Origin of the sequence: Gordonia sp. IEGM753, assembly GCF_050321825.1 — a bacterium.
Classification (GTDB): domain Bacteria; phylum Pseudomonadota; class Gammaproteobacteria; order Pseudomonadales; family Pseudomonadaceae; genus Aquipseudomonas.
The window spans coordinates 66,413-85,447 of the sequence record NZ_JBNQGB010000002.1; the positions used below are offsets into that span (position 1 = coordinate 66,413).

Below are 19,035 nucleotides of genomic sequence, written 5' to 3' on the forward strand. Positions count from 1 at the left end.
TGGTTCTCTTTAGGCGGACTTACGGAATACGAACGCCAGGCCGACAATAATCAGCACCATTCCCAGCAGACTCAACGAGGCAAGTTTGTTGCCGAAAATCAGATAGTCCATGATCGCCGTCACCGCGGGTACCAAGTAAAACAGGCTGGTGACATTCACCAGATTGCCGCGAGCAATCAGCCGATACAGCAGCAACGTCGCTAGCACCGAAACGACCAGCCCCATCCACAAAACCGGCACGATAAAACCACTGCTGTGTTCGAAATGGAATGGCTGAAACGGCACGAAGATCCCGCACAGCAACAGGCCTGCAAGGTACTGCACCGGCAACGTTCCGAGAGGGTTGTCGGTGATGCGTTTTTGCATGATCGAACCGAACGTCATGCTCGCCAGCGCAAGTAATCCGAAGAGCATGCCCGCCAGCGACATACCGGCCAGACCGATGCCCTGGTAAACCACCATGATCAGCCCCGCCAAGCCCAGCGCCAAGCCAAATAGGCGGCTGGCTGAGCGCTGACGCTCCATGATCACCACCGTGAGGATCGGCTGAACGCCCATGATTGTCGCCATTACACCCGGCGTGACTTTCAAGTCCAGGGCCAGCAGATAGAAAATCTGGTAAGCCCCCAGCAACACCACGCCGGTGGCCATCGCGTACAGCATCGGCTTGCCGCCCTTGGGCAATTTCAGCTTGAGTAACGGCACCAGCAGCACCAGACCGCACAACGCGATGGCGAAGCGAAACAGCAAAAACGCAAAGGGTGACGCATGCGCCAGACCCCATTTGGAGAAGATTGCACCGCTGCTCCACAGCAGAACAAACAGGCTCGTGGAGGCCGCCGCCAATGCGGATTTTTTCGAAAGGACAAACATGAATACCACCTGTAGTCAGGCAAAAAGCCAACTCAGCCGAAGCTGAAATTCAGTAGTTTTTTCAAGCGGGCGATTTTTGTGCGGGCATACGACAGCCAATAAAAGCTGATCAGCCCGAAACGCCAACGCCCGGCGGTGATACGACTGCGCACACCGGCGTGCTACTGACAGGTGGAGGGTAATGACTGATCTGCGCAGGCTGCTGATTCCCGCACGGCACGACGCCAGCGTTAACCGCTGAATCGACTACCGCGTTGATGAGGGATGCAGGCATGGGCTGATCTTCTTTGTGGGATCGGACAGTGATTGATGAAAACCACCGAGCGCCGACTATAACCAGCGATCGACATGTATTGCAACGACTTGGATAAAGAGCCCTTAACGACAGGGTCACGTGGGCGAGTGGTGATGCCCTTTTGGCTGCGACCCGTGTCGAACTCACTGATGATTAATGACCACACCGGTGCGTCGTTTAAATTCCCTTTTTAAAAAAAACCGCTCACAAGGAGCGGTTCTTTTATCCAACAATCAGCATCAACCGAACAGCCAATACACCAGCAACGCCAGCACCAGCACCGCCAGTACCGGCCGCAGCACGCGGTAGGCTTTAGGGTTACGACGCTTCCACTGTTTGACCACACCACTGAACTTGTCGCTGGAGTTCTTGCTCCAGGCGTACGCCCGGTTGATCCCGCCTACACGTTCATCATCCAGGTTTTGTGGCGCAGTGGCCCGGCCCAGCCATGCGCTTATCCAGCGATTGATGCGCGTCATGAACCGATTGCTCAGCGGCCGCTCAATGTCGCAAAAGAGAATGACCCGGGTTTTATCGGTTTCGTTTTTGACCCAATGCACATAGGTCTCATCGAACATAACGTCTTCGCCATCGCGCCAGGCGTACTCCTGACCATCCACAAAAATGCGGCAAGCATCGGAATTGGGGGTCGACAGGCCCAGGTGATAGCGCAGGGAACCGGCAAACGGATCGCGATGCGGGTTGAGGTGGCTACCGCCCGGCAGCAGAGCGAACATGGCCCCTTTCACGTTGGGGATGCTGCTGACCAACGCCACGGTCTTCGGGCACAGCGCTTCAGCCGAAGGCAGCGGTTTGTCGTACCACTTCAGGTAGAAACGCTTCCAGCCTTTCTTGAAGAAAGAACCAAAACCGGCGTCATTGTTCTTTTCGGCGGCGCGAATGTAGCCTTCGTCGAACAGGTGCATGGCTTCGTCACGAATGACCTGCCAATTGTCCTTGAGCACGTCCAGTTCCGGGAACTTGGTGCGATCCAGATACGGTTTGGAAGGCACGCCGGAAAACAGGTACATCAAGGCGTTGTAAGGCGCGAACAGAGCCGAATGGTTGACGAATTGACGCAGCACCGGCAATCGCGCCTTACCGCGCAAATGCACATAAAGGGTGCTGCCGAGAAACAACAGCAGCACCGAAGCCTTCGCGGCAAGGGAAAAACTCATCAACGACTCCTTGAAATAGGCAACTCTGCACAACGCCATTTACCCGACGTGGCAGCCGGCAATGATAAATCACTACCGGCCTCGGGAAAAACCCGCAAAACCCGACATTCAGTGTTAAAGATTGTGCAATAAAGCACTTTTTAACATAAGGCGCCTGAACACTCGCTGACCTGAATCAACCCCCACCACGGCTTACTGTTGATTCTCCTGCTCGGTGAACAGATCGCTGAACAACATGCTCGACAAGTAGCGCTCGCCGGAGTCCGGCAGAATCACCACAATGGTCTTGCCTTGCATTTCGGGTGTCTCGGCCAAGCGCACGGCCACCGCCATCGCAGCACCACACGAGATGCCGCACAGAATCCCCTCTTCCTGCATCAACCGCAGGGCCATGGCTTTGGACTCTTCATCGCTGACCAGCTCAACCCGATCGACGATCGACAAATCCAGGTTCTTCGGCACAAAACCGGCGCCAATGCCCTGGATTTTGTGAGGGCTGGGCTTGATTTCTTCACCGGCCAACGCTTGGGTGATCACCGGCGAGCTCACCGGCTCTACCGCGACCGAAATAATCGGCTTGCCCTGGGTATTCTTGATATACCGCGAGACGCCAGTAATGGTTCCGCCCGTTCCGACACCCGCCACCAACACATCAACGGCACCGTCCGTGTCGTTCCAGATTTCCGGACCGGTTGTTTTCTCGTGGATGGACGGGTTGGCCGGGTTATCGAACTGGGCCGGCATGAAGTACTTGGCCGGGTCGCTGGCGAGGATTTCCGCCGCTTTCTCGATAGCGCCCTTCATGCCTTTTGCAGGCTCGGTCAGTACCAGCTCGGCACCCAGCGCCTTAAGCACTTTGCGCCGTTCAATGCTCATCGATGCAGGCATGGTCAACATCAGCTTGTAACCGCGCGCGGCGGCAACGAACGCCAGACCAATGCCGGTATTGCCGGAAGTGGGTTCAACGATGGTCATGCCAGGTTTGAGTTTACCGGTGCTTTCCGCGTCCCAGATCATGTTTGCACCGATCCGGCACTTGACCGAATAACCGGGATTGCGCCCCTCGATCTTGGCCAGGATAGTCACGCCGCGCGGCGCGATCCGGTTGATCTGCACCAGCGGTGTGTTGCCGATGGAGTGGGCGTTGTCAGCAAAAATACGACTCATGGCTGGGTCCTTATGCAGCATTGAATTAGCGCTCCAAGGTATGCCTGTTGCTCCTGGTCGTCCAGTCGAGGCGAACGTCCGCGCGCTGGCGCAGTCAATGGCATTACATCGCCAGAGATCTGCCATCATGAAACGTCGATACAGTTGGCCCTTGTGGACACTTGCCGGCCTCGTTGTGCTACTCGTTGCATTGCATATCACCCTGACGTACATGGTGCGCAATTACCTGAACGACAAGCTGGCGGACATGGGTGAATATCGCGGACAGGTCACCGATGTCGATCTGGCCTTGTGGCGCGGCGCGTACAAAATCAACGGGCTGAAAATTGTGAAGGTCGACGGCAAAGTGCCAGTACCCTTCGTCGATGCGCCACTGATCGATCTGTCGGTCAGTTGGCACTCATTGTGGTACGACCATGCCGTCGTGGCAGAAGTGCAGTTTTTCAACCCGCAACTGAACTTCGTCGATGGCGGCACCAACAAACAAAACTCGCAAACAGGTCGAGGCACCGACTGGCGAGCGCAACTCAGCAAGTTGCTGCCAATCACCCTCAACGAAGTTCGAATCAACGACGGCAAGATCAGTTTTCGCAACTTCAATTCGCAACCGCCGGTCAACATGAACGCCACTCAGGTCAATGCCAGCATTTACAACCTGACTAACGTAGTCGACACCCAAGGCAAGCGAGACGCGCGTTTCGAAGGTAAGGCCCTGTTGCTGGGGCACGCACCGCTGGAAACTACGGCAACTTTCGATCCACTGAGTAATTTCGAAGACTTCGAGTTCCGACTGCGGGCTAAGGACATTGAACTGCGGCGCCTGAACGATTTTGCGTCGGCTTACGGCAAGTTCGATTTCAATGCTGGCCACGGCGATGTGGTAATTGAAGCCGAGGCTAACAAAGGGCAACTCAAGGGCTACATCAAGCCGCTGTTGCGCGACGTAGAAGTGTTCAACTGGCAGCAGGATGTCGAAAACAAGAATAAGGGAATTTTGCGTTCCGTCTGGGAAGCGATAGTGGGCGGCACCGAAACCGTGTTGAAAAACCAGAACAAAAACCAGTTCGCCACCCGCGTTGAACTAAGCGGCAATGTGCATCAGCAAAACGTCAGCGCATTTCAGGCGTTCCTGCAGATACTGCGCAACGGCTTCGTCCAGGCATTTACCGCCCGCTACGAACGGCCGAAGCCGGAGGCGGGTTAAGACTTTCGGGTCACCGTGTAGTCGCCGGTCGCTTCGGCAGCTTGCGCCGGGTTCGCTTGCGATTGCAGGAAATCCCAGCCAAGACATGCCAGTGTCTGCTACTTGGGCACCGCCTCTCGACCGCAACGGTAGCGGCTGATACCCCGGGCACCGATCCCAAGCGCCTGCGCAGCCTGATTCAGACCGTCGATGCCAGTCAGGATGTGACGCTCCATTCAGAGACTGAATAAGCCGTCTGCGTTCACAGTCGACCGGCCTGCGCGGTATAGTCGGACACAACATTTATTGCGCTACGCCCTGCTCCGCTCAGGTCGGCGTTACCGTTCGAGGAAAAGCAGATGAAGTTCGAAGGCACCCAGGCCTATGTCGCCACTGATGACTTGAAGCTGGCAGTGAATGCCGCCATCACCCTGGAGCGTCCGCTGCTGGTCAAGGGCGAACCCGGCACTGGCAAGACCATGCTCGCCGAGCAATTGGCCGAATCCTTTGGCGCCAAGCTGATCACCTGGCACATCAAGTCCACCACCAAGGCCCATCAAGGCCTTTACGAGTACGACGCGGTGAGCCGTTTGCGCGACTCGCAACTGGGCACGGACAAGGTTCACGACGTTCGTAACTACTTGAAGAAAGGCAAGCTCTGGGAAGCCTTCGAGTCCGACGAGCGGGTGATTCTGCTGATTGATGAAATCGACAAGGCCGACATCGAGTTTCCGAATGACCTGCTGCAAGAACTCGACAAGATGGAGTTCTACGTTTACGAGATCGACGAGACCATCAAGGCCAAGAAGCGTCCGATCATCATCATTACCTCCAACAACGAAAAAGAGCTGCCAGACGCTTTCCTGCGCCGCTGTTTCTTTCATTACATCGCGTTCCCGGATCGCACCACGCTGCAGAAAATCGTCGACGTGCATTACCCGGACATCAAGAAAGACCTGGTCAGCGAGGCGCTCGATGTGTTCTTCGACGTGCGTAAAGTGCCAGGGCTGAAGAAGAAGCCTTCGACCTCCGAACTGGTGGATTGGCTGAAGCTGCTGATGGCCGACAACATCGGCGAAGCAGTGCTGCGCGAACGCGATCCGACCAAGGCCATTCCGCCGCTGGCCGGCGCCCTGGTGAAAAACGAGCAAGACGTGCAGTTACTGGAGCGTCTGGCGTTCATGAGCCGTCGCGGTAGTCGATAAGGGCCAACGCCATGCTGCTCAACATGTTCAATGAAATGCGTGCAGCCAAGGTGCCAGTCTCGGTGCGCGAGCTGCTGGACCTGATCAACGCGCTGAAACAGCGCGTGACCTTTGCCGACATGGACGAGTTTTACTACTTGGCCCGAGCAATCCTGGTGAAGGACGAACGGCATTTCGACAAGTTCGACCGGGCCTTCGGTGCTTATTTCAATGGCCTGGAAAAACTCGACGACCACCTTCAGGCGTTGATTCCAGAAGACTGGTTGCGCAAGGAGTTCGAGCGTTCCCTGACCGATGAAGAGCGCGCAGCCATTCAGTCCCTGGGCGGCCTGGACAAACTGATCGAGGAGTTCAAGAAACGCCTCGAAGAACAGAAAGAACGTCATGCCGGCGGCAACAAGTGGATCGGCACGGGCGGCACCAGCCCGTTCGGCTCCGGTGGTTTCAACCCGGAAGGTATTCGGGTGGGCGACGCAGGCAAGCGCCAGGGCAAAGCGGTCAAGGTGTGGGATCAGCGCGAGTACAAGAACCTCGACGACTCGGTCGAACTGGGCACCCGCAACATCAAGGTAGCCCTGCGCCGGCTGCGTAAATTTGCGCGTCAAGGGGCGGCGGAAGAGCTGGACATCGATGGCACCATCGACCACACCGCACGCGATGCGGGCCTGTTGAACATCCAGATGCGCCCGGAACGGCGCAATACCGTCAAGCTGTTGCTGCTGTTCGACATCGGCGGCTCGATGGACGCCCATGTGAAGATTTGCGAGGAACTGTTTTCGGCCTGCAAGACTGAGTTCAAGCACCTGGAGTACTTCTACTTCCACAACTTCATTTATGAATCGGTGTGGAAGAACAACATGCGCCGCACCTCCGAACGCACCTCAACCCAGGACCTGCTGCACAAGTACGGCGCCGACTACAAAGTGATCTTCATCGGCGATGCGGCGATGGCGCCTTATGAAATCACCCAGGCCGGCGGCAGTGTCGAACACTGGAACGAAGAAGCCGGTTACGTGTGGATGCAGCGGTTCATGGCGAAGTACAAGAAAGTCATCTGGATCAATCCATACCCGAAAGATACGTGGGGCTATACGTCCTCCACCAACATCGTGCGGGACTTGATTGATGATCAGATGTACCCGCTGACGCTGCGGGGGTTGGAGGAAGGGATGCGGTATCTTTCCAAATAATCTTCGTTGCCTGTCATGGCCCCTTCGCGAGCAAGCCCGCTCCCACATGAGATCTGCGTCGTACACTGGATCAATGTAGGAGCGGGCTTGCTCGCGAAGCTTTTAGCGCTTTACGAACCGCTGCAAATACGCCAGCTGCTCCTGATGCGCCGCCTCCTGCAACACGGGTCGCAACTGCACCTTCACCCCCGGCAAACACTGCGCCAGACGCGCCAACGCCAAGGGCGTCAACGCTCCCAGTCTCGGATACCCGCCAATGGTCTGCCGATCATTGAGCAATACGATCGGCTGGCCATCCGGCGGCACCTGAACGGCGCCGAGCGGGATGCCTTCGGAGATCATCGGCTTGCCCTGGTACTCCAGCGCCTTTCCCAGCAAGCGCATGCCCATTCGGTCCGCGCGACTGTCCAGGGTCCAGACATTATTGAACGCGTCGAACGAACTCTGCCCACTGAACTCGCCGATCTGCGCGCCCAATACCAGGTCCAACGGCTTGTTCTCGTGGAAATCTGGTCGATGTGCCGAGGGCAGTTCCCGCAGCAGCAACAGCGAGCTGCCCTGATAACTCAACGGCGCGCCCTTGGCCAACGCCCGCCCCATTGCATCCGGCCCGCCAAGCGCCTCACGGACCACGGTTGAACTGCTGCCCAATACCTTCGGCGCATCAAACCCACCGGGTGCCCCCAGGTAAGCCCGAGCCCCCAGTAGCGGCCGAGTCAGTTGCAAGCACTGACCTTTGTTCAGCCTGAAACTGCGCCATGGCGCCAGCGCCTCGCCGTCCACTAGGGCACCGAGGTCCGCTCCCGCCAGCGACAGCACGCAATCCTCTTGCGCGACCACAGTGAACCCGCCGAGAGTAATTTCGATCACCGGGGCATCCAGCGCATTGCCCAGCAACCAGTTCGCCCACGACATCGAACGCCAATCCAGCGCCCCGCCCTGAGTCACGCCCAAATGCCGTACACCGAACCGGCCCGCGTCCTGCAACAGGCACAACGGCGTGCTCGCTTCAATCGTCAGAAGGCTCATGCCTGTGCCTCCAGTGGCGTGTCATCACCGCCCAGGTTGAGGAACTCGGCGTGACTGACCGCTTCGAAGCGAACCGTATCGCCGGGTTGCATCAGGCTGTAGCCATCGCGCTCACGGTCGAACAATTTGGCCGCAGTACGGCCGATCAGGTTCCAGCCACCGGGAGACACAACCGGGTAGGCTGCGGTCTGCCGCTCGGCAATCCCCACGCTGCCCGCGGCGACTTTTTTGCGTGGAGTATCCAGGCGCGGCGTCGCCAGCACTTCATCGACCAGCCCCATGAATGCAAATCCCGGCGCGAAGCCCAGGGCAAATACCTGGTACTCGCGTTGACTGTGGCGGCGGATCACTTCGTCGATGGCGAACCCACTGCGCCGAGCCAACAGGCTTAATTCGGGGCCGACGCTCAGGTCGTACCAGACCGGTAGCACGTGGCACTTGCCTTGAGAGCTGGCGCCAGGCGTCAAGCCGATCAAGGCCCGGCTGATCAGCTCCCGTGCCTGAGCCGGACTCAAGGCCTTTAAATCGTAATGCACCATCAACGTCGTATAGGACGGCACCAGATCGATCAGGTGCCCGGCGAACGCTGCACGCAGGCCATCGCTGGCAGCGAGCATCCACGGCATGTTGTCCTCGCTGATCTCATCGAACAACCGCACCATCAGGCAATCCACTGCCACCACTTCCAACCGTGGTTTCATGGGGCACTCTGCTGATCAAGCGCTTCACGAATCCGCCGCACGGCAGCCACCGAACTCGCATTGTCGCCATGCACGCAGAGCGTATTGGCCCGCAACAACAAGTCACTGCCGTCACTGGCGACAAGGTTGCCGCCCCGCGCGATGGTCAGTGCTTGCCCGATGATTTTTTCCGGATCGTGATGTACGGCCCCGGGCAGTTGCCGAGAGACGAGCCTGCCGGCGCTGTCGTAGGCTCGATCGGCAAACGCTTCAAACCATAAGGTCACGCCATATTCGTCGCCCAATAATTGAGCAGCGCTGTTGTCGCGAGTGGCCATCAGCATCAACGGCAAACTGCGGTCATAGGCCGCCACCGCCTGCAGTACCGCACGCAATTGAGCCGGGTTGGCCATCATGTCGTTGTACATCGCGCCATGCGGTTTGACGTAGCTGACCCGCGTGCCCTGAGCCCGACAGATGCCGTCCAGAGCGCCGATCTGGTAATGCACGAGGTCCTGAAGCTCCTGAGCGGAGTAAACCATGGAGCGACGGCCAAACCCCACCAGGTCCTGATAGGCCGGATGTGCACCGATCTTCACGCCGTTACTCAAGGCCAGGCTGACGGTCTTGCGCATGATGCCCGGGTCGCCGGCATGGAAGCCGCAGGCGATGTTGGCGCAATCGATGAAGGGCATGACCTCGGCGTCCAGACCCATGGTCCAGCTACCAAAGCTCTCGCCGATGTCGCAGTTCAAAAGCAGGCGGGTCATGGTGAACACTCCTGAGTCGCGTTGTATCAGCAGGTACTGCGCAAGCGCCTTCTCGCCAAGAGAGCGCGCTTGTCGACGTTACAACCCTCGCACATCCCGATCTTCAATCGGCCGGCTCTGGCGCAGGCGTTTGCCGCCCAGCACCACCCAGTCGATCAACCGGAACAGGCATTCAATGCCGAACGAAAGCAGCAAGGCGCCGCTCATGCCCCAGATCATCGCTTCTGGCGTCAGCAGAATCTGATAGCTGTAGCCGTTCCAGGTTTCCTTGCGAATATCCGGATCGGCTGCCAGCGCAACTTGCAGGAAGCGGATGTACCACGGGCCCTGCATTGCCTGGAACTGTTTATCCAGCGCCAGCTGACGGGTCAGCAGGTTGCTCAGGCTGTCGGCGTCACTGCGAAAGATCGGGTCGTCGCTCGCGCGGTAATGGGCGACGAGCGCCTGCATATCACCTTTGAAAAACTGGTTCGCCGTGCCCTGGAAGCCGCTCAGGCCAGCCTGCGCCTCAATCAGATGCGCTTCGATGCGCTTGGCGTAATCGCTGATGAAACCTGGCACCTGAACGCCAATCAACAGGCCCGCCGCGAACAACACCAGCCGTAGATAACTGAGCAACATGGTGGAAGTCCTTATTCGGTCTTGCCCTGGCTGACGCATTCGCCGCGTCGCCAGAGGCTCCATTGGCCCGGTTCGTAGCGGGTCCAGGTTTCGTTTTCAGTCAGTGGTTCGGTGGCGATCACCGTGACGACGTCATTGGGTGTGGTTTCTGCCTGGAAATCGACGATCACGTCGACATCCTTCAAACGCGCGGGCCCGAACGGTGCACGACGGGTGATTTGTGCGAGTTTGGTCGAGCAATAGCAGAACAGCCAATCACCGTCGCTGAGCAAGCAGTTGAACACGCCTTTACTGCGGTATTCGGCGCAAGCCGCTACCAGGTCCGGCAGCAATGCTTCAACTTCGACCGGTTCCGGGAATGCAGCGCGGACACGGTTCAGCAGGTCGCAAAACGCCGCTTCGCTGTCGGTGTCGCCAACGGGTCGGTAAAAACTGGTGGTCGGTTGAAAGTCTGCCAACTGGCCATTGTGGGCGAAACACCAGTTGCGCCCCCACAGCTCACGCACGAAAGGATGGGTGTTGGACAGGCAGACCTTGCCGACGTTGGCCTGACGGATATGCCCGATGACCACTTCGCTCTTGATCGGATAGCGCTGCACAAGGTTTGCGACTTCAGACTCGCTGCTCGCCGCCGGGTCCTGGAACAGCCGCAGCCCGCGGCCCTCATAGAAGGCGATACCCCAACCGTCGCGGTGCGGGCCCGTTTTGCCGCCGCGTTGCATCAGCCCGGTGAAGCTGAACACAATATCGGTAGGGACATTGGCGCTCATGCCCAATAACTCACACATGCTCGGACTCTCGATGAAAGGCAGGGACCCGCTTACAACCGCGGCTCGACCCGCGAGCGCTGAGGATTACTCGGGACAGGCGGACGACCATAACGATCATCGCCGGCACCGCCGAAGGGTTGATCGTCGTCCCGTTCGTCGGCCCGCGCCGCAGCTTTCGCAGCAGCCGCCTGGGCCTTGCGAGCGTTGGACGCGCGCTCGATCGGGAAGCGGATCGCCACGAACACCAGGTAGATGCCAAACGCGATCATGCTGTACATGAACAGGTCGGAAATCGCCCGCCAAGCGTTGTTACCCACTTTGAACGCAAGGTCCAGGGCCGTGATTGCGATGGCCGGGGCAACTTTTTCCTTCACCGGGTCGATGATGGTCGGGCTGAACAGCAACACGGCAACCAGCAGCCGCAGTGGCTCACGCAGCCAGCGCCACATCCAGCGGGTAAGGCGCATCCACACCAACAGGCAGCCTAAAGCGGCAAAGGCGTAAAGGCCCCAAGCGATCAGATAGTCGTTCTCGGTCATGGTGTCCATGGCAAGGCAGGCAAAGAGGCGCTTATAGTAACGACTTTTCACACTTCAGGCTTGTCCCAATACTGAGCTGTGATGCCTAACTCCTGTAGGAACGGGCATGCAAAGCCCTATTCCGTCCATCGTTCGAGAGTCCTTCATGCCCGTATCCAACAACGTTTGCGACGCTCCAATTGCCCGAAGGGCTGAAGGTCCTGACCCGTATGCCTGGTTACAGGAGCGCGACACCGCTGCGGTGCTCGATTACCTGAAGGCCGAAAACAGCTACCAAGAAGCGCAAACCGCCGATCAGGCTGCGCTGCGCGAAACCTTGTTCGAGGAGATCAAGGGCCGGATCCTAGAAACCGACCTGTCGCTGCCCTCCCCGTGGGGTCCGTACCTGTATTACACGCGTACAACCGCCGGCGACGAGTATGCGCGTCACTACCGTTGTCCGCGCCCGGCCGATGACAGTTTGCAACTGGATGAAAACCTCGAACAACTATTGCTGGACCCCAACGCACTGGCCAACGGCGGCTTCTTTTCGCTGGGTGCATTCAGCATCAGCCCGGATCATCAGCGGCTGGCCTACAGCATTGATGCCACGGGCGATGAAATCTACACGCTGTTTGTCAAGGAACTGTCCAACGACAAAGTCAGCGAACTCGAGTTCGAGGATTGCGACGGCAGCATGACCTGGGCCAACGACAGCCTGACGCTGTTCTTCGCGGAACTGGATGACACTCACCGCCCGCACAAACTGTTTCGTTATCGACTGGACGGCACGGCAGCCGAAGAAGTGTTCCATGAGCCGGACGGCCGTTTCTTCCTGCATTGCTACCGCTCAAGTTCAGAGCTGCAATTGCTGCTGTCACTGGGCAGCAAGACCACGAGCGAAGTGTGGGCACTCGACGCCTCGCAACCGCACCAGGCATTTACGTGCCTGGCCCCGCGAGTTGAAGAGCATGAATACGACGTCGACCACGGCGCACTGAATGGCGAATGGAACTGGTTTATCCGCACCAACCGCGACGGCATCAACTTCGCGCTCTATCACGCCGTGGACACGGGCGTTGTACCGACCGAAGCTGACTGGCAAAACCTGATTGCACACAGCGACACCACGATGATCGAGGGCATGAGCCTGAACGTCTCGGCCATGACGCTTAGTCTGCGAGCCGGCGGTTTGCCGATCATCGAAGTTCACCCGCAAGACCTTGCAAGTTACCGCGTGCAACTGCCGGATGCGGCCTACAGCCTGCACGTGCAAAACAGTCTTGAATTTGTCAGCGACAAGATTCGCCTGCGTTATGAAGCATTGAACCGTCCGGCGCAGATCCGGCAGCTGGATCTGGCCACTGGCGAGCAGACAGTACTCAAGCAAACCCCGGTGCTCGGCCCCTTCGATGCCGATGCTTACGTCAGCCAGCGCTTGTGGGCGACTGCGCCAGACGGAACGCAAGTGCCGATCAGCCTGGTGGTCAAACGCGAAGCACTGGGCAAGCCGACGCCGCTGTATCTCTACGGCTACGGTGCGTATGGCGAAAGCCTCGACCCATGGTTCTCCCATGCACGTTTGAGCTTGCTGGATCGGGGCGTGGCGTTTGCCATTGCGCACGTGCGTGGCGGTGGCGAGTTGGGCGAAGCCTGGTATCGCGCCGGCAAACAGGAACACAAGCACAACACCTTCAGCGACTTCATCGCCTGCGCTGAACACCTGATCGCCAATGGTTTCACGACTTCTTCGCAATTGGCGATCAGCGGCGGCAGTGCCGGCGGTTTGCTGATCGGTGCCGTGCTCAATCAACGCCCGGACTTATTTGCTGCCGCGATTGCCGAAGTGCCGTTTGTCGATGTGCTGAACACCATGCTCGACCCGGACTTGCCGCTGACCGTGACCGAATACGACGAATGGGGTAACCCTCAGGAACCGCAGGTTTACGAGCGGATCAAGGCCTATGCTCCCTACGAAAACGTGACTGCCCAGGCGTATCCTGCGACGTTGGTGATCGCTGGCTACAACGACAGTCGGGTGCAATATTGGGAGGCTGCCAAATGGGTGGCAAAATTGCGAGCCACCAAAACCGACACCAATCCCCTGCTGCTCAAGACCGAATTAGGCGCTGGCCACGGTGGGATGAGCGGTCGATATCAAGGATTGCGTGACGTAGCGCTCGAATATGCATTTGTTTTTAAGGTTTTGGGCATTGCCTGAGGAACTTGGCCCGGTGACCCGGTCATAAGACCAGGCACCGGGCCCGCACGAACCAAACCCGCAACAGACCACAAGAAAAAGACTGTGACGACATGTCAGAACTGACCTTACTGAACAACGAAATTCGCTACTGGCTGATGGACTGCGGCCTGTTCGATCAATTACTGCCGGCCGACTTTGCAGCGGCATCGGGCTACTTCAGCATCAGCACCGTGGCCGAAGGCGAAGAGATTTTCCACGAGGGTGATGCCGGCAGTTTCATGTGCATCATCCACACCGGCCAGGTGGCGGTTCAAAAGACCAATAGCGACGGGCAACGGGTGACGATGGCCACCCTGCGCAGCGGCCGGGCATTCGGCGAGATGGCCGTGCTCGACGGCGAACGACGCTCCGCCAGTTGCGTGGCCGCCAGCAATTGCCAGTTACTGAACCTGGGCAAGGATTCGCTGGAAAAAATGCTCAACGACGCCCCTAAAATCGCCGCAAAAATCATCCGCGCCCTGGCCGTTTCCCTGTCAAAACGCTTACGCATGGCTGACGGACAATTGCTCTCGCAGCAGGTTTAACCGCCGGGTGACTTGACCTTGGTGCTGTTTTGCTCAAGCCCCGGCAAGGTCTGGTCCTTGGGTGGGCTGGGCATTTCAATCGGCGCCAACGCCGGGCCGCCGTTGCCCGGCCCGGTTTTAGGGACGCTGGTCGGGGTGATCTGCGGGTAAGGCGTCGGTGTGGCGGTGCCCGGTGAACCGGACATCGGCGCCGGACTGGTCGGGATGGTTTGCAAATCTTGCGCCTGCGTCGCAGTAATCGAGAGCGCGGCCAAGGCAATGACCGTTAGAATGGTGCGCTTCATCAATGGCTCCGTTAGCCTCGTGGTTTTTCGCAGGCTACTCCCAACTGCGCGTGTTTGCCCTCCCCAATGCCAATTCTTCTCAAGAGAGCCCCATGAAACGTTTCGTTCTGCTCGACACCACTCCCATTCCTGACAATGGCGGTGCCCTGTGCCTGTTCGAGTATGGCGAGGACTTCGTCATCAAGATTCAGGGCGGCGATGGCGGGCAGTTAATGAACACCCGCATGCACGGCTCTGAAGATGCTCTGGCCGAAATCCCTTGTCGAAAAGTCGCCGGCCGGCCGAACTCCAGGGTGCTGATCGGCGGCTTGGGCATGGGTTTTACCCTCGCCTCCGCGCTCAAGCATTTGGGCAAAACCGCTGAAGTGGTGGTTGCCGAACTGGTGCCCGGCGTCGTGGAGTGGAACCGTGGCCCGCTCGGCGAAAAGGCAGGTAATCCGTTGCTCGACCCGCGCACGGTGATCCGTATGGAAGACGTGGCCAAGGTGTTGCAAGCCGAACCGCAAGGTTTTGATGCAATCATGCTCGACGTCGACAACGGCCCGGAAGGCCTGACCCAAAAGGCTAACAGTTGGCTGTATTCCGCGGGCGGCCTCAGTGCCTGCGCCAAAGCGTTGCGGCCAAAAGGCGTGCTGGCCGTGTGGTCTGCCAGCGCTGATCGGCAGTTTTCCGACAAACTGAAAAAGGCCGGTTTCAAAGCCGAAGAAGTACAGGTCTTCGCCCATGGCAACAAGGGCACACGTCATACCATCTGGATTGCCGAGAAGCTCAAGGGCTGAGCTAAACTCAGTTGATAACCGTCATTAGTCTTTTACAAAGGTGAACCCATGAGTTCGTCAACACCGACCAACACCTCGAAGCTGGACCGCATCCTTGCCGACAACCAGCGCGACAAGGAAATGGGTTACCGCGACAAGGCCCTGAAGATGTACCCGCACGTCTGTGGCCGCTGTGCCCGTGAGTTTTCCGGCAAGCGCCTCAGCGAATTGACCGTGCATCACCGCGACCATAACCACGATAACAACCCGCAGGACGGCTCGAACTGGGAGTTGTTGTGCCTGTATTGCCACGACAACGAACACTCGCGGTACACCGATCAGCAGTATTTCGGCGAAGGCTCGCTCAGCAGCCCGAAAATTGCCAAGGCCACGCACAACCCGTTTGCGGCGTTGGCGGGTTTGATGAAAAAAGAAGACTAGGCCCGAACGCCCAACGTCAAACGGCAAGCCTTGGACGTCGGCGGCGAGAATCTGCCGCCGCCGGCCAATTTCGCTTCTTCCTGACTGCGCCCCAATCTATCAAAACCGTTACAAACCAACGGCGGTAAGTGCCATTAGCCTTGATGGCACTGTTCTTGCGATGTATCAGTATCAATACATACTCGCGGACAGGCGTAGCGGATGAACATCAATTCAAGCTTCAATACCGCCGCCATGGCGGTCTACAGCGTTGCTGCCGAGCCAAAAGCCAACGCCAGCGCCGCGCAAGCCGACCAAACCGCAACTACTGCGAACACAGCGGACTCGGTCAGCCTCTCCAAAACATCCACCGACTACAGCGGCTCGATTACCAACAACGCGCCATTCTTCCCGGTTCGCCAGGGCATGAATGCGGACGCATTGGTGTTGGGCGTCACTCAGCCGGGCGCGGTGTCCAGCTCCAAGGACAAGACCTTCGCGCAAGTGGCCGACGATGCCCGTAAACGCATGGATGAAAAATACGCGCAAATGAAGGCGGGAAATAAGCCTTACAACGCTAGCGTTGAAGATCGTAATGCGCTGATGGGTGACCTGGATCGGCGCTCGCTGAATGCTGTCGCCACCAACGAAGGTGGCCAGTTTTCCAAGGATGAGCAAGACGCCGCCAAAGCCCTGATGCAGCAGCAGGCCCGACTGGCATCCGGTTACTAAAGCGGCCCCGATGACCAGAAAAAAAACTGGAAAGATCCGTTCGCCAATGACCCGGTCGGACGCGCAAAAGCGGCGCTGAATTTTCTCGACAACCTCGGCCCTGAAGAAAAAAACACGGCTCAATGGCTGTCCCAGCACATGTCGTTGCAAGACGCGCTGAACAACTACGGCAAGGTTGATTCAGGCACCGACGAAAAGAAAAAGGACGGGCACTTCCATAATCTTGCGGAAATTCTCTCCGGCATAGACACCGACGGTTCCGCGAGTAAAGAGCCCGCGAACTCCAGGGTCAATGACGCCGCCAGCGCCATGATGGACAAGCTCAAAGCCCTGCTGCCTACCGCATAGGCATCGTCTGTTGTCCACCTGCGCCTAGCCCAATTGCGTTGCCGCGAGGATGAAACTTTCATCAGAAAGTACGGCGACGTTTGTTGGCAAAATCCTGACATTCGCAACTCTGTCAGGTAACCAACATGCCACGTATTTTGACCATAGAAGACGACGCCGTGACGGCCACGGAAATCGTCACGGAGTTGCAAAGCCACGGCTTTGAAGTGGATTGGGTGGACAATGGCCGTGAGGGCCTGGTGAGTGCGGTCAGTGGCAATTACGACCTGATCACGCTCGACCGCATGCTGCCCGAGCTTGATGGCCTGGCCATCGTCACCACGTTGCGCGCCATTGGCGTGGCGACGCCAATCCTGATGATCAGCGCCCTCTCCGACGTCGATGAACGTGTGCGCGGCTTGCGTGCCGGCGGCGATGACTATCTGTCCAAACCCTTCGCTACCGACGAGATGGCGGCGCGCGTGGAGGTTTTATTGCGACGCAAAAGTCCCGTCAGTGCCTTCGAGACCACCCTGCGCGTGGCCGACCTGGAACTCGACTTGATCACCCACGAGGCCCATCGCGCCGATCAACCGCTGAGTTTGTTGCCCACCGAGTACAAACTGCTGGAGTTCATGATGCGCAACCCGGGGCAAATCCTCTCGCGGATGATGATTTTCGAAGAGGTCTGGGGCTACCACTTCGACCCCGGCACCAACCTGATCGATGTGCACATTGGCCGTTTGCGCAAGAAGATCGACCCGCCCGGCCAGACGCCTTTGATTCGGACGATGCGGGGCTCGGGCTATGTCATTGCTGAACCCCTCTAAGGGTTGGAGTTCATCGACCAGCCGTTTGTTGGCGCTGTATAGCGCGTTGTTTGTGCTCTGGAGTTGCGTGCTCATGGGTGGGCTGTATTACGAAGTGTCCGGCTACATGAACAATCTGGCTCGGCACTCACTGATGCAACGTCAGCATTTGTTTTCTCGCCTGCACGGCGAGCAACTGGTCGAAGCCCTGACCAGCAACATGAAGTTCGACATGCCTACCGTGGACGCCTTTGGTTTGTTCGACAGTCAGAAAAAACCGTTGTACGGCGCGATCAAGAGTATTCCGGCGCACCTGCCGCTGGACGGAAAAATCCATGAGCTCGGCACCTGCGTGGACTCCGATGACCCGCTGCTGCCGCAGTCCAGTTGCGATGCCGTGGCCACTCAAACCCATAGCGGCCAATGGCTGGTATTGGTCCGGGACAACGGCTCGTTGCTGGCGGTCACGCAGATCATCTGGCATGCGTTGCTCTGGGGAATATCGCTGACCATTCTTCCCGGCATTGCCGGCTGGCAGCTGTTACGCCGGCGTCCGTTGCGGCGCATTCGAGCGATCCAGGCCAGTGCCGAATCGATTGTCGCCGGCAACCTGACTCATCGACTGCCGCTGTCCGACCGGCGCGATGAGCTGGACATGCTGGCCGCCATCGTCAACGCCATGCTCGAACGCATAGAGCGACTAATGAACGAAGTCAAAGGAGTGTGCGACAGCATCGCGCATGATTTGCGCACGCCCCTCACCCGTCTGCGAACCCAGCTCTACCGGATTCAGCAGCAGGCAGGCGAAGGTTCGTCGCAAGCCGCGCAGATGAATAAAGTCATCGTTGAAGCAGACAATTTGATGGCGCGCTTTCGCAGCCTGTTGCGCATCTCCGAACTGGAAGATCATCAGCGTCGCGCTGACTTCGTGCAGCTCGACCCCCTGTCGTTGCTGGACGAGGTGTATGACTTTTACCTGCCGCTCGCCGAGGAAGCAGGCCTGAGGTTGCGCTTGCAGCGCGCCGATTCACTGCCGACGCTGAACGGCGATCGTGCATTGTTGTTCGAGGCATTGGCGAACCTGCTGAGCAATGCGATCAAGTTCACCCCTGCGGGCGGTGAAGTCATCCTGCGGGCGATCAATGAAGCTGGCAGCACTCGAATCGAGGTACTGGACTCCGGCCCAGGCATTCCTGCCGTCGAACGCGACGCCATCTTCCAAAGGTTCTATCGCTGCGACGACACCCGACATCAGACCGGTTTCGGATTGGGACTGTCGATCGTGGCCGCCATCATCAACTTGCACGGGTTCAAACTGGAGGTCGGTAATCGTGCGCAAGGCGGCACGCGAATGACTCTGGAGTGCCGCCCTGCCATGCTCACGCTGTGAGCCCGTTTTGCCAGCGATGGCGTCCGTGAAATCGCCATCACCGGCAAGC

Annotated in this window: 22 protein-coding genes; 11 read left to right on the top strand and 11 right to left on the bottom strand. The window is 58.3% G+C overall.

Translation table 11 applies throughout. From position 1 onward, the window contains the following. Positions 1–9: 9 nt before the first annotated feature. The 4 genes from ACQR3R_RS13170 to cysK form a co-directional block, all read right to left on the bottom strand. A complete protein-coding gene (locus ACQR3R_RS13170; protein WP_428272713.1) occupies positions 10–873 on the bottom strand; it encodes an EamA family transporter in 864 nt (287 codons plus the stop codon). A 109-nt stretch (positions 874–982) separates the two neighbouring features. After that, positions 983–1,147 (bottom strand): hypothetical protein, encoded by a 165-nt coding sequence (locus ACQR3R_RS13175; protein WP_428272714.1) that lies wholly within the window; start codon positions 1,145–1,147, stop codon positions 983–985. 260 nt (positions 1,148–1,407) lie between these two features. Continuing rightward, positions 1,408–2,346, bottom strand: coding sequence for an aspartyl/asparaginyl beta-hydroxylase domain-containing protein (locus tag ACQR3R_RS13180; protein ID WP_428272715.1), 939 nt, complete (start codon positions 2,344–2,346; stop codon positions 1,408–1,410). 192 nt (positions 2,347–2,538) lie between these two features. Next, entirely contained in the window at positions 2,539–3,513 is a 975-nt protein-coding gene (gene cysK / locus ACQR3R_RS13185) for a cysteine synthase A (RefSeq protein WP_428272716.1), read from the bottom strand. A gap of 127 nt (positions 3,514–3,640) precedes the next feature. Between cysK and ACQR3R_RS13190 the strand changes: the two genes are divergently transcribed. The 3 genes from ACQR3R_RS13190 (at position 3,641) to ACQR3R_RS13200 (ending at position 7,091) form a co-directional block, all read left to right on the top strand. Further along, positions 3,641–4,717, top strand: coding sequence for a DUF748 domain-containing protein (locus ACQR3R_RS13190; protein WP_428272717.1), 1,077 nt, complete (start codon positions 3,641–3,643; stop codon positions 4,715–4,717). 338 nt (positions 4,718–5,055) lie between these two features. Then, positions 5,056–5,901, top strand: a complete 846-nt coding sequence (locus ACQR3R_RS13195) for an AAA family ATPase (protein ID WP_045058724.1) — start codon at positions 5,056–5,058, stop codon at positions 5,899–5,901. Between the two features lie 11 nt (positions 5,902–5,912). After that, positions 5,913–7,091 (top strand): VWA domain-containing protein, encoded by a 1,179-nt coding sequence (locus ACQR3R_RS13200; protein ID WP_428272718.1) that lies wholly within the window; start codon positions 5,913–5,915, stop codon positions 7,089–7,091. Positions 7,092–7,193: 102 nt separating this feature from the next. Here the strand turns inward: ACQR3R_RS13200 and ACQR3R_RS13205 are convergent, their stop codons facing one another. The 6 genes from ACQR3R_RS13205 to ACQR3R_RS13230 form a co-directional block, all read right to left on the bottom strand. Further along, complete coding sequence (locus ACQR3R_RS13205; RefSeq protein WP_428272719.1) at positions 7,194–8,120, bottom strand: 5-oxoprolinase/urea amidolyase family protein; 927 nt, start codon at positions 8,118–8,120, stop codon at positions 7,194–7,196. Next, positions 8,117–8,821 (bottom strand): carboxyltransferase domain-containing protein, encoded by a 705-nt coding sequence (locus ACQR3R_RS13210; RefSeq protein ID WP_428272720.1) that lies wholly within the window; start codon positions 8,819–8,821, stop codon positions 8,117–8,119. Before ACQR3R_RS13210 ends, ACQR3R_RS13205 begins: the two co-directional genes overlap by 4 nt. Next, positions 8,818–9,570, bottom strand: coding sequence for a 5-oxoprolinase subunit PxpA (locus ACQR3R_RS13215; RefSeq protein WP_428272721.1), 753 nt, complete (start codon positions 9,568–9,570; stop codon positions 8,818–8,820). The genes ACQR3R_RS13210 and ACQR3R_RS13215 overlap by 4 nt, the downstream gene beginning before the upstream one ends. Before the next feature lie 78 nt (positions 9,571–9,648). Next, positions 9,649–10,191: a DUF2937 family protein gene (locus tag ACQR3R_RS13220; RefSeq protein WP_428272722.1), complete on the bottom strand. Its 543-nt coding sequence runs from the start codon at positions 10,189–10,191 to the stop codon at positions 9,649–9,651. 11 nt (positions 10,192–10,202) lie between these two features. After that, on the bottom strand, positions 10,203–10,979 hold the full coding sequence (locus ACQR3R_RS13225) for a class II glutamine amidotransferase (protein WP_428272724.1): 777 nt from the start codon (positions 10,977–10,979) through the stop codon (positions 10,203–10,205). A gap of 32 nt (positions 10,980–11,011) precedes the next feature. Then, the gene (locus ACQR3R_RS13230) at positions 11,012–11,500 is read right to left on the bottom strand and encodes a hypothetical protein (protein ID WP_428272725.1); all 489 of its coding nucleotides are present in this window, start codon (positions 11,498–11,500) and stop codon (positions 11,012–11,014) included. Positions 11,501–11,606: 106 nt separating this feature from the next. Between ACQR3R_RS13230 and ACQR3R_RS13235 the strand changes: the two genes are divergently transcribed. Further along, the gene (locus tag ACQR3R_RS13235; RefSeq protein WP_428272726.1) at positions 11,607–13,700 is read left to right on the top strand and encodes a prolyl oligopeptidase family serine peptidase; all 2,094 of its coding nucleotides are present in this window, start codon (positions 11,607–11,609) and stop codon (positions 13,698–13,700) included. Positions 13,701–13,792: 92 nt separating this feature from the next. Beyond that, positions 13,793–14,266 (top strand): cyclic nucleotide-binding domain-containing protein, encoded by a 474-nt coding sequence (locus tag ACQR3R_RS13240; protein ID WP_428272728.1) that lies wholly within the window; start codon positions 13,793–13,795, stop codon positions 14,264–14,266. Here the strand turns inward: ACQR3R_RS13240 and ACQR3R_RS13245 are convergent. Continuing rightward, positions 14,263–14,550: a hypothetical protein gene (locus tag ACQR3R_RS13245; protein ID WP_428272730.1), complete on the bottom strand. Its 288-nt coding sequence runs from the start codon at positions 14,548–14,550 to the stop codon at positions 14,263–14,265. The genes ACQR3R_RS13240 and ACQR3R_RS13245 overlap by 4 nt on opposite strands. Positions 14,551–14,642: 92 nt before the next feature. Here ACQR3R_RS13245 and ACQR3R_RS13250 point away from each other — a divergent pair, with 92 nt between their 5' ends. The 6 genes from ACQR3R_RS13250 (at position 14,643) to ACQR3R_RS13275 (ending at position 18,986) form a co-directional block, all read left to right on the top strand. Next, entirely contained in the window at positions 14,643–15,329 is a 687-nt protein-coding gene (locus ACQR3R_RS13250; protein ID WP_077046469.1) for a spermidine synthase, read from the top strand. A gap of 48 nt (positions 15,330–15,377) precedes the next feature. Further along, positions 15,378–15,749 carry a YajD family HNH nuclease gene (locus ACQR3R_RS13255; RefSeq protein WP_111450808.1) on the top strand — a complete coding sequence of 124 codons (372 nt, stop codon included), beginning with the start codon at positions 15,378–15,380 and terminating at the stop codon, positions 15,747–15,749. Between the two features lie 201 nt (positions 15,750–15,950). After that, complete coding sequence (locus ACQR3R_RS13260; RefSeq protein WP_428272733.1) at positions 15,951–16,460, top strand: hypothetical protein; 510 nt, start codon at positions 15,951–15,953, stop codon at positions 16,458–16,460. Between the two features lie 138 nt (positions 16,461–16,598). Further along, positions 16,599–16,808, top strand: coding sequence for a hypothetical protein (locus tag ACQR3R_RS13265; RefSeq protein ID WP_428272735.1), 210 nt, complete (start codon positions 16,599–16,601; stop codon positions 16,806–16,808). A 125-nt stretch (positions 16,809–16,933) separates the two neighbouring features. Next, positions 16,934–17,617 (top strand): winged helix-turn-helix domain-containing protein, encoded by a 684-nt coding sequence (locus tag ACQR3R_RS13270; RefSeq protein WP_428272737.1) that lies wholly within the window; start codon positions 16,934–16,936, stop codon positions 17,615–17,617. Continuing rightward, positions 17,595–18,986 carry an ATP-binding protein gene (locus ACQR3R_RS13275; protein ID WP_428272739.1) on the top strand — a complete coding sequence of 464 codons (1,392 nt, stop codon included), beginning with the start codon at positions 17,595–17,597 and terminating at the stop codon, positions 18,984–18,986. Before ACQR3R_RS13270 ends, ACQR3R_RS13275 begins: the two co-directional genes overlap by 23 nt. Positions 18,987–19,035 lie beyond the last annotated feature (49 nt).

Excerpts from the sequence above, each read along its gene's own strand:
- ACQR3R_RS13170 (WP_428272713.1), bottom strand. The coding sequence starts at position 873 with ATGTTTGTCCTTTCGAAAAAATCCGCATTGGCGGCGGCCTCCACGAGC.
- ACQR3R_RS13175 (WP_428272714.1), bottom strand. The coding sequence starts at position 1,147 with ATGCCTGCATCCCTCATCAACGCGGTAGTCGATTCAGCGGTTAACGCT.
- ACQR3R_RS13180 (WP_428272715.1), bottom strand. The coding sequence starts at position 2,346 with ATGAGTTTTTCCCTTGCCGCGAAGGCTTCGGTGCTGCTGTTGTTTCTC.
- cysK (WP_428272716.1), bottom strand. The coding sequence starts at position 3,513 with ATGAGTCGTATTTTTGCTGACAACGCCCACTCCATCGGCAACACACCG.
- ACQR3R_RS13190 (WP_428272717.1), top strand. The coding sequence starts at position 3,641 with ATGAAACGTCGATACAGTTGGCCCTTGTGGACACTTGCCGGCCTCGTT.
- ACQR3R_RS13195 (WP_045058724.1), top strand. The coding sequence starts at position 5,056 with ATGAAGTTCGAAGGCACCCAGGCCTATGTCGCCACTGATGACTTGAAG.
- ACQR3R_RS13200 (WP_428272718.1), top strand. The coding sequence starts at position 5,913 with ATGCTGCTCAACATGTTCAATGAAATGCGTGCAGCCAAGGTGCCAGTC.
- ACQR3R_RS13205 (WP_428272719.1), bottom strand. The coding sequence starts at position 8,120 with ATGAGCCTTCTGACGATTGAAGCGAGCACGCCGTTGTGCCTGTTGCAG.
- ACQR3R_RS13210 (WP_428272720.1), bottom strand. The coding sequence starts at position 8,821 with ATGAAACCACGGTTGGAAGTGGTGGCAGTGGATTGCCTGATGGTGCGG.
- ACQR3R_RS13215 (WP_428272721.1), bottom strand. The coding sequence starts at position 9,570 with ATGACCCGCCTGCTTTTGAACTGCGACATCGGCGAGAGCTTTGGTAGC.
- ACQR3R_RS13220 (WP_428272722.1), bottom strand. The coding sequence starts at position 10,191 with ATGTTGCTCAGTTATCTACGGCTGGTGTTGTTCGCGGCGGGCCTGTTG.
- ACQR3R_RS13225 (WP_428272724.1), bottom strand. The coding sequence starts at position 10,979 with ATGTGTGAGTTATTGGGCATGAGCGCCAATGTCCCTACCGATATTGTG.
- ACQR3R_RS13230 (WP_428272725.1), bottom strand. The coding sequence starts at position 11,500 with ATGACCGAGAACGACTATCTGATCGCTTGGGGCCTTTACGCCTTTGCC.
- ACQR3R_RS13235 (WP_428272726.1), top strand. The coding sequence starts at position 11,607 with ATGCAAAGCCCTATTCCGTCCATCGTTCGAGAGTCCTTCATGCCCGTA.
- ACQR3R_RS13240 (WP_428272728.1), top strand. The coding sequence starts at position 13,793 with ATGTCAGAACTGACCTTACTGAACAACGAAATTCGCTACTGGCTGATG.
- ACQR3R_RS13245 (WP_428272730.1), bottom strand. The coding sequence starts at position 14,550 with ATGAAGCGCACCATTCTAACGGTCATTGCCTTGGCCGCGCTCTCGATT.
- ACQR3R_RS13250 (WP_077046469.1), top strand. The coding sequence starts at position 14,643 with ATGAAACGTTTCGTTCTGCTCGACACCACTCCCATTCCTGACAATGGC.
- ACQR3R_RS13255 (WP_111450808.1), top strand. The coding sequence starts at position 15,378 with ATGAGTTCGTCAACACCGACCAACACCTCGAAGCTGGACCGCATCCTT.
- ACQR3R_RS13260 (WP_428272733.1), top strand. The coding sequence starts at position 15,951 with ATGAACATCAATTCAAGCTTCAATACCGCCGCCATGGCGGTCTACAGC.
- ACQR3R_RS13265 (WP_428272735.1), top strand. The coding sequence starts at position 16,599 with ATGTCGTTGCAAGACGCGCTGAACAACTACGGCAAGGTTGATTCAGGC.
- ACQR3R_RS13270 (WP_428272737.1), top strand. The coding sequence starts at position 16,934 with ATGCCACGTATTTTGACCATAGAAGACGACGCCGTGACGGCCACGGAA.
- ACQR3R_RS13275 (WP_428272739.1), top strand. The coding sequence starts at position 17,595 with ATGTCATTGCTGAACCCCTCTAAGGGTTGGAGTTCATCGACCAGCCGT.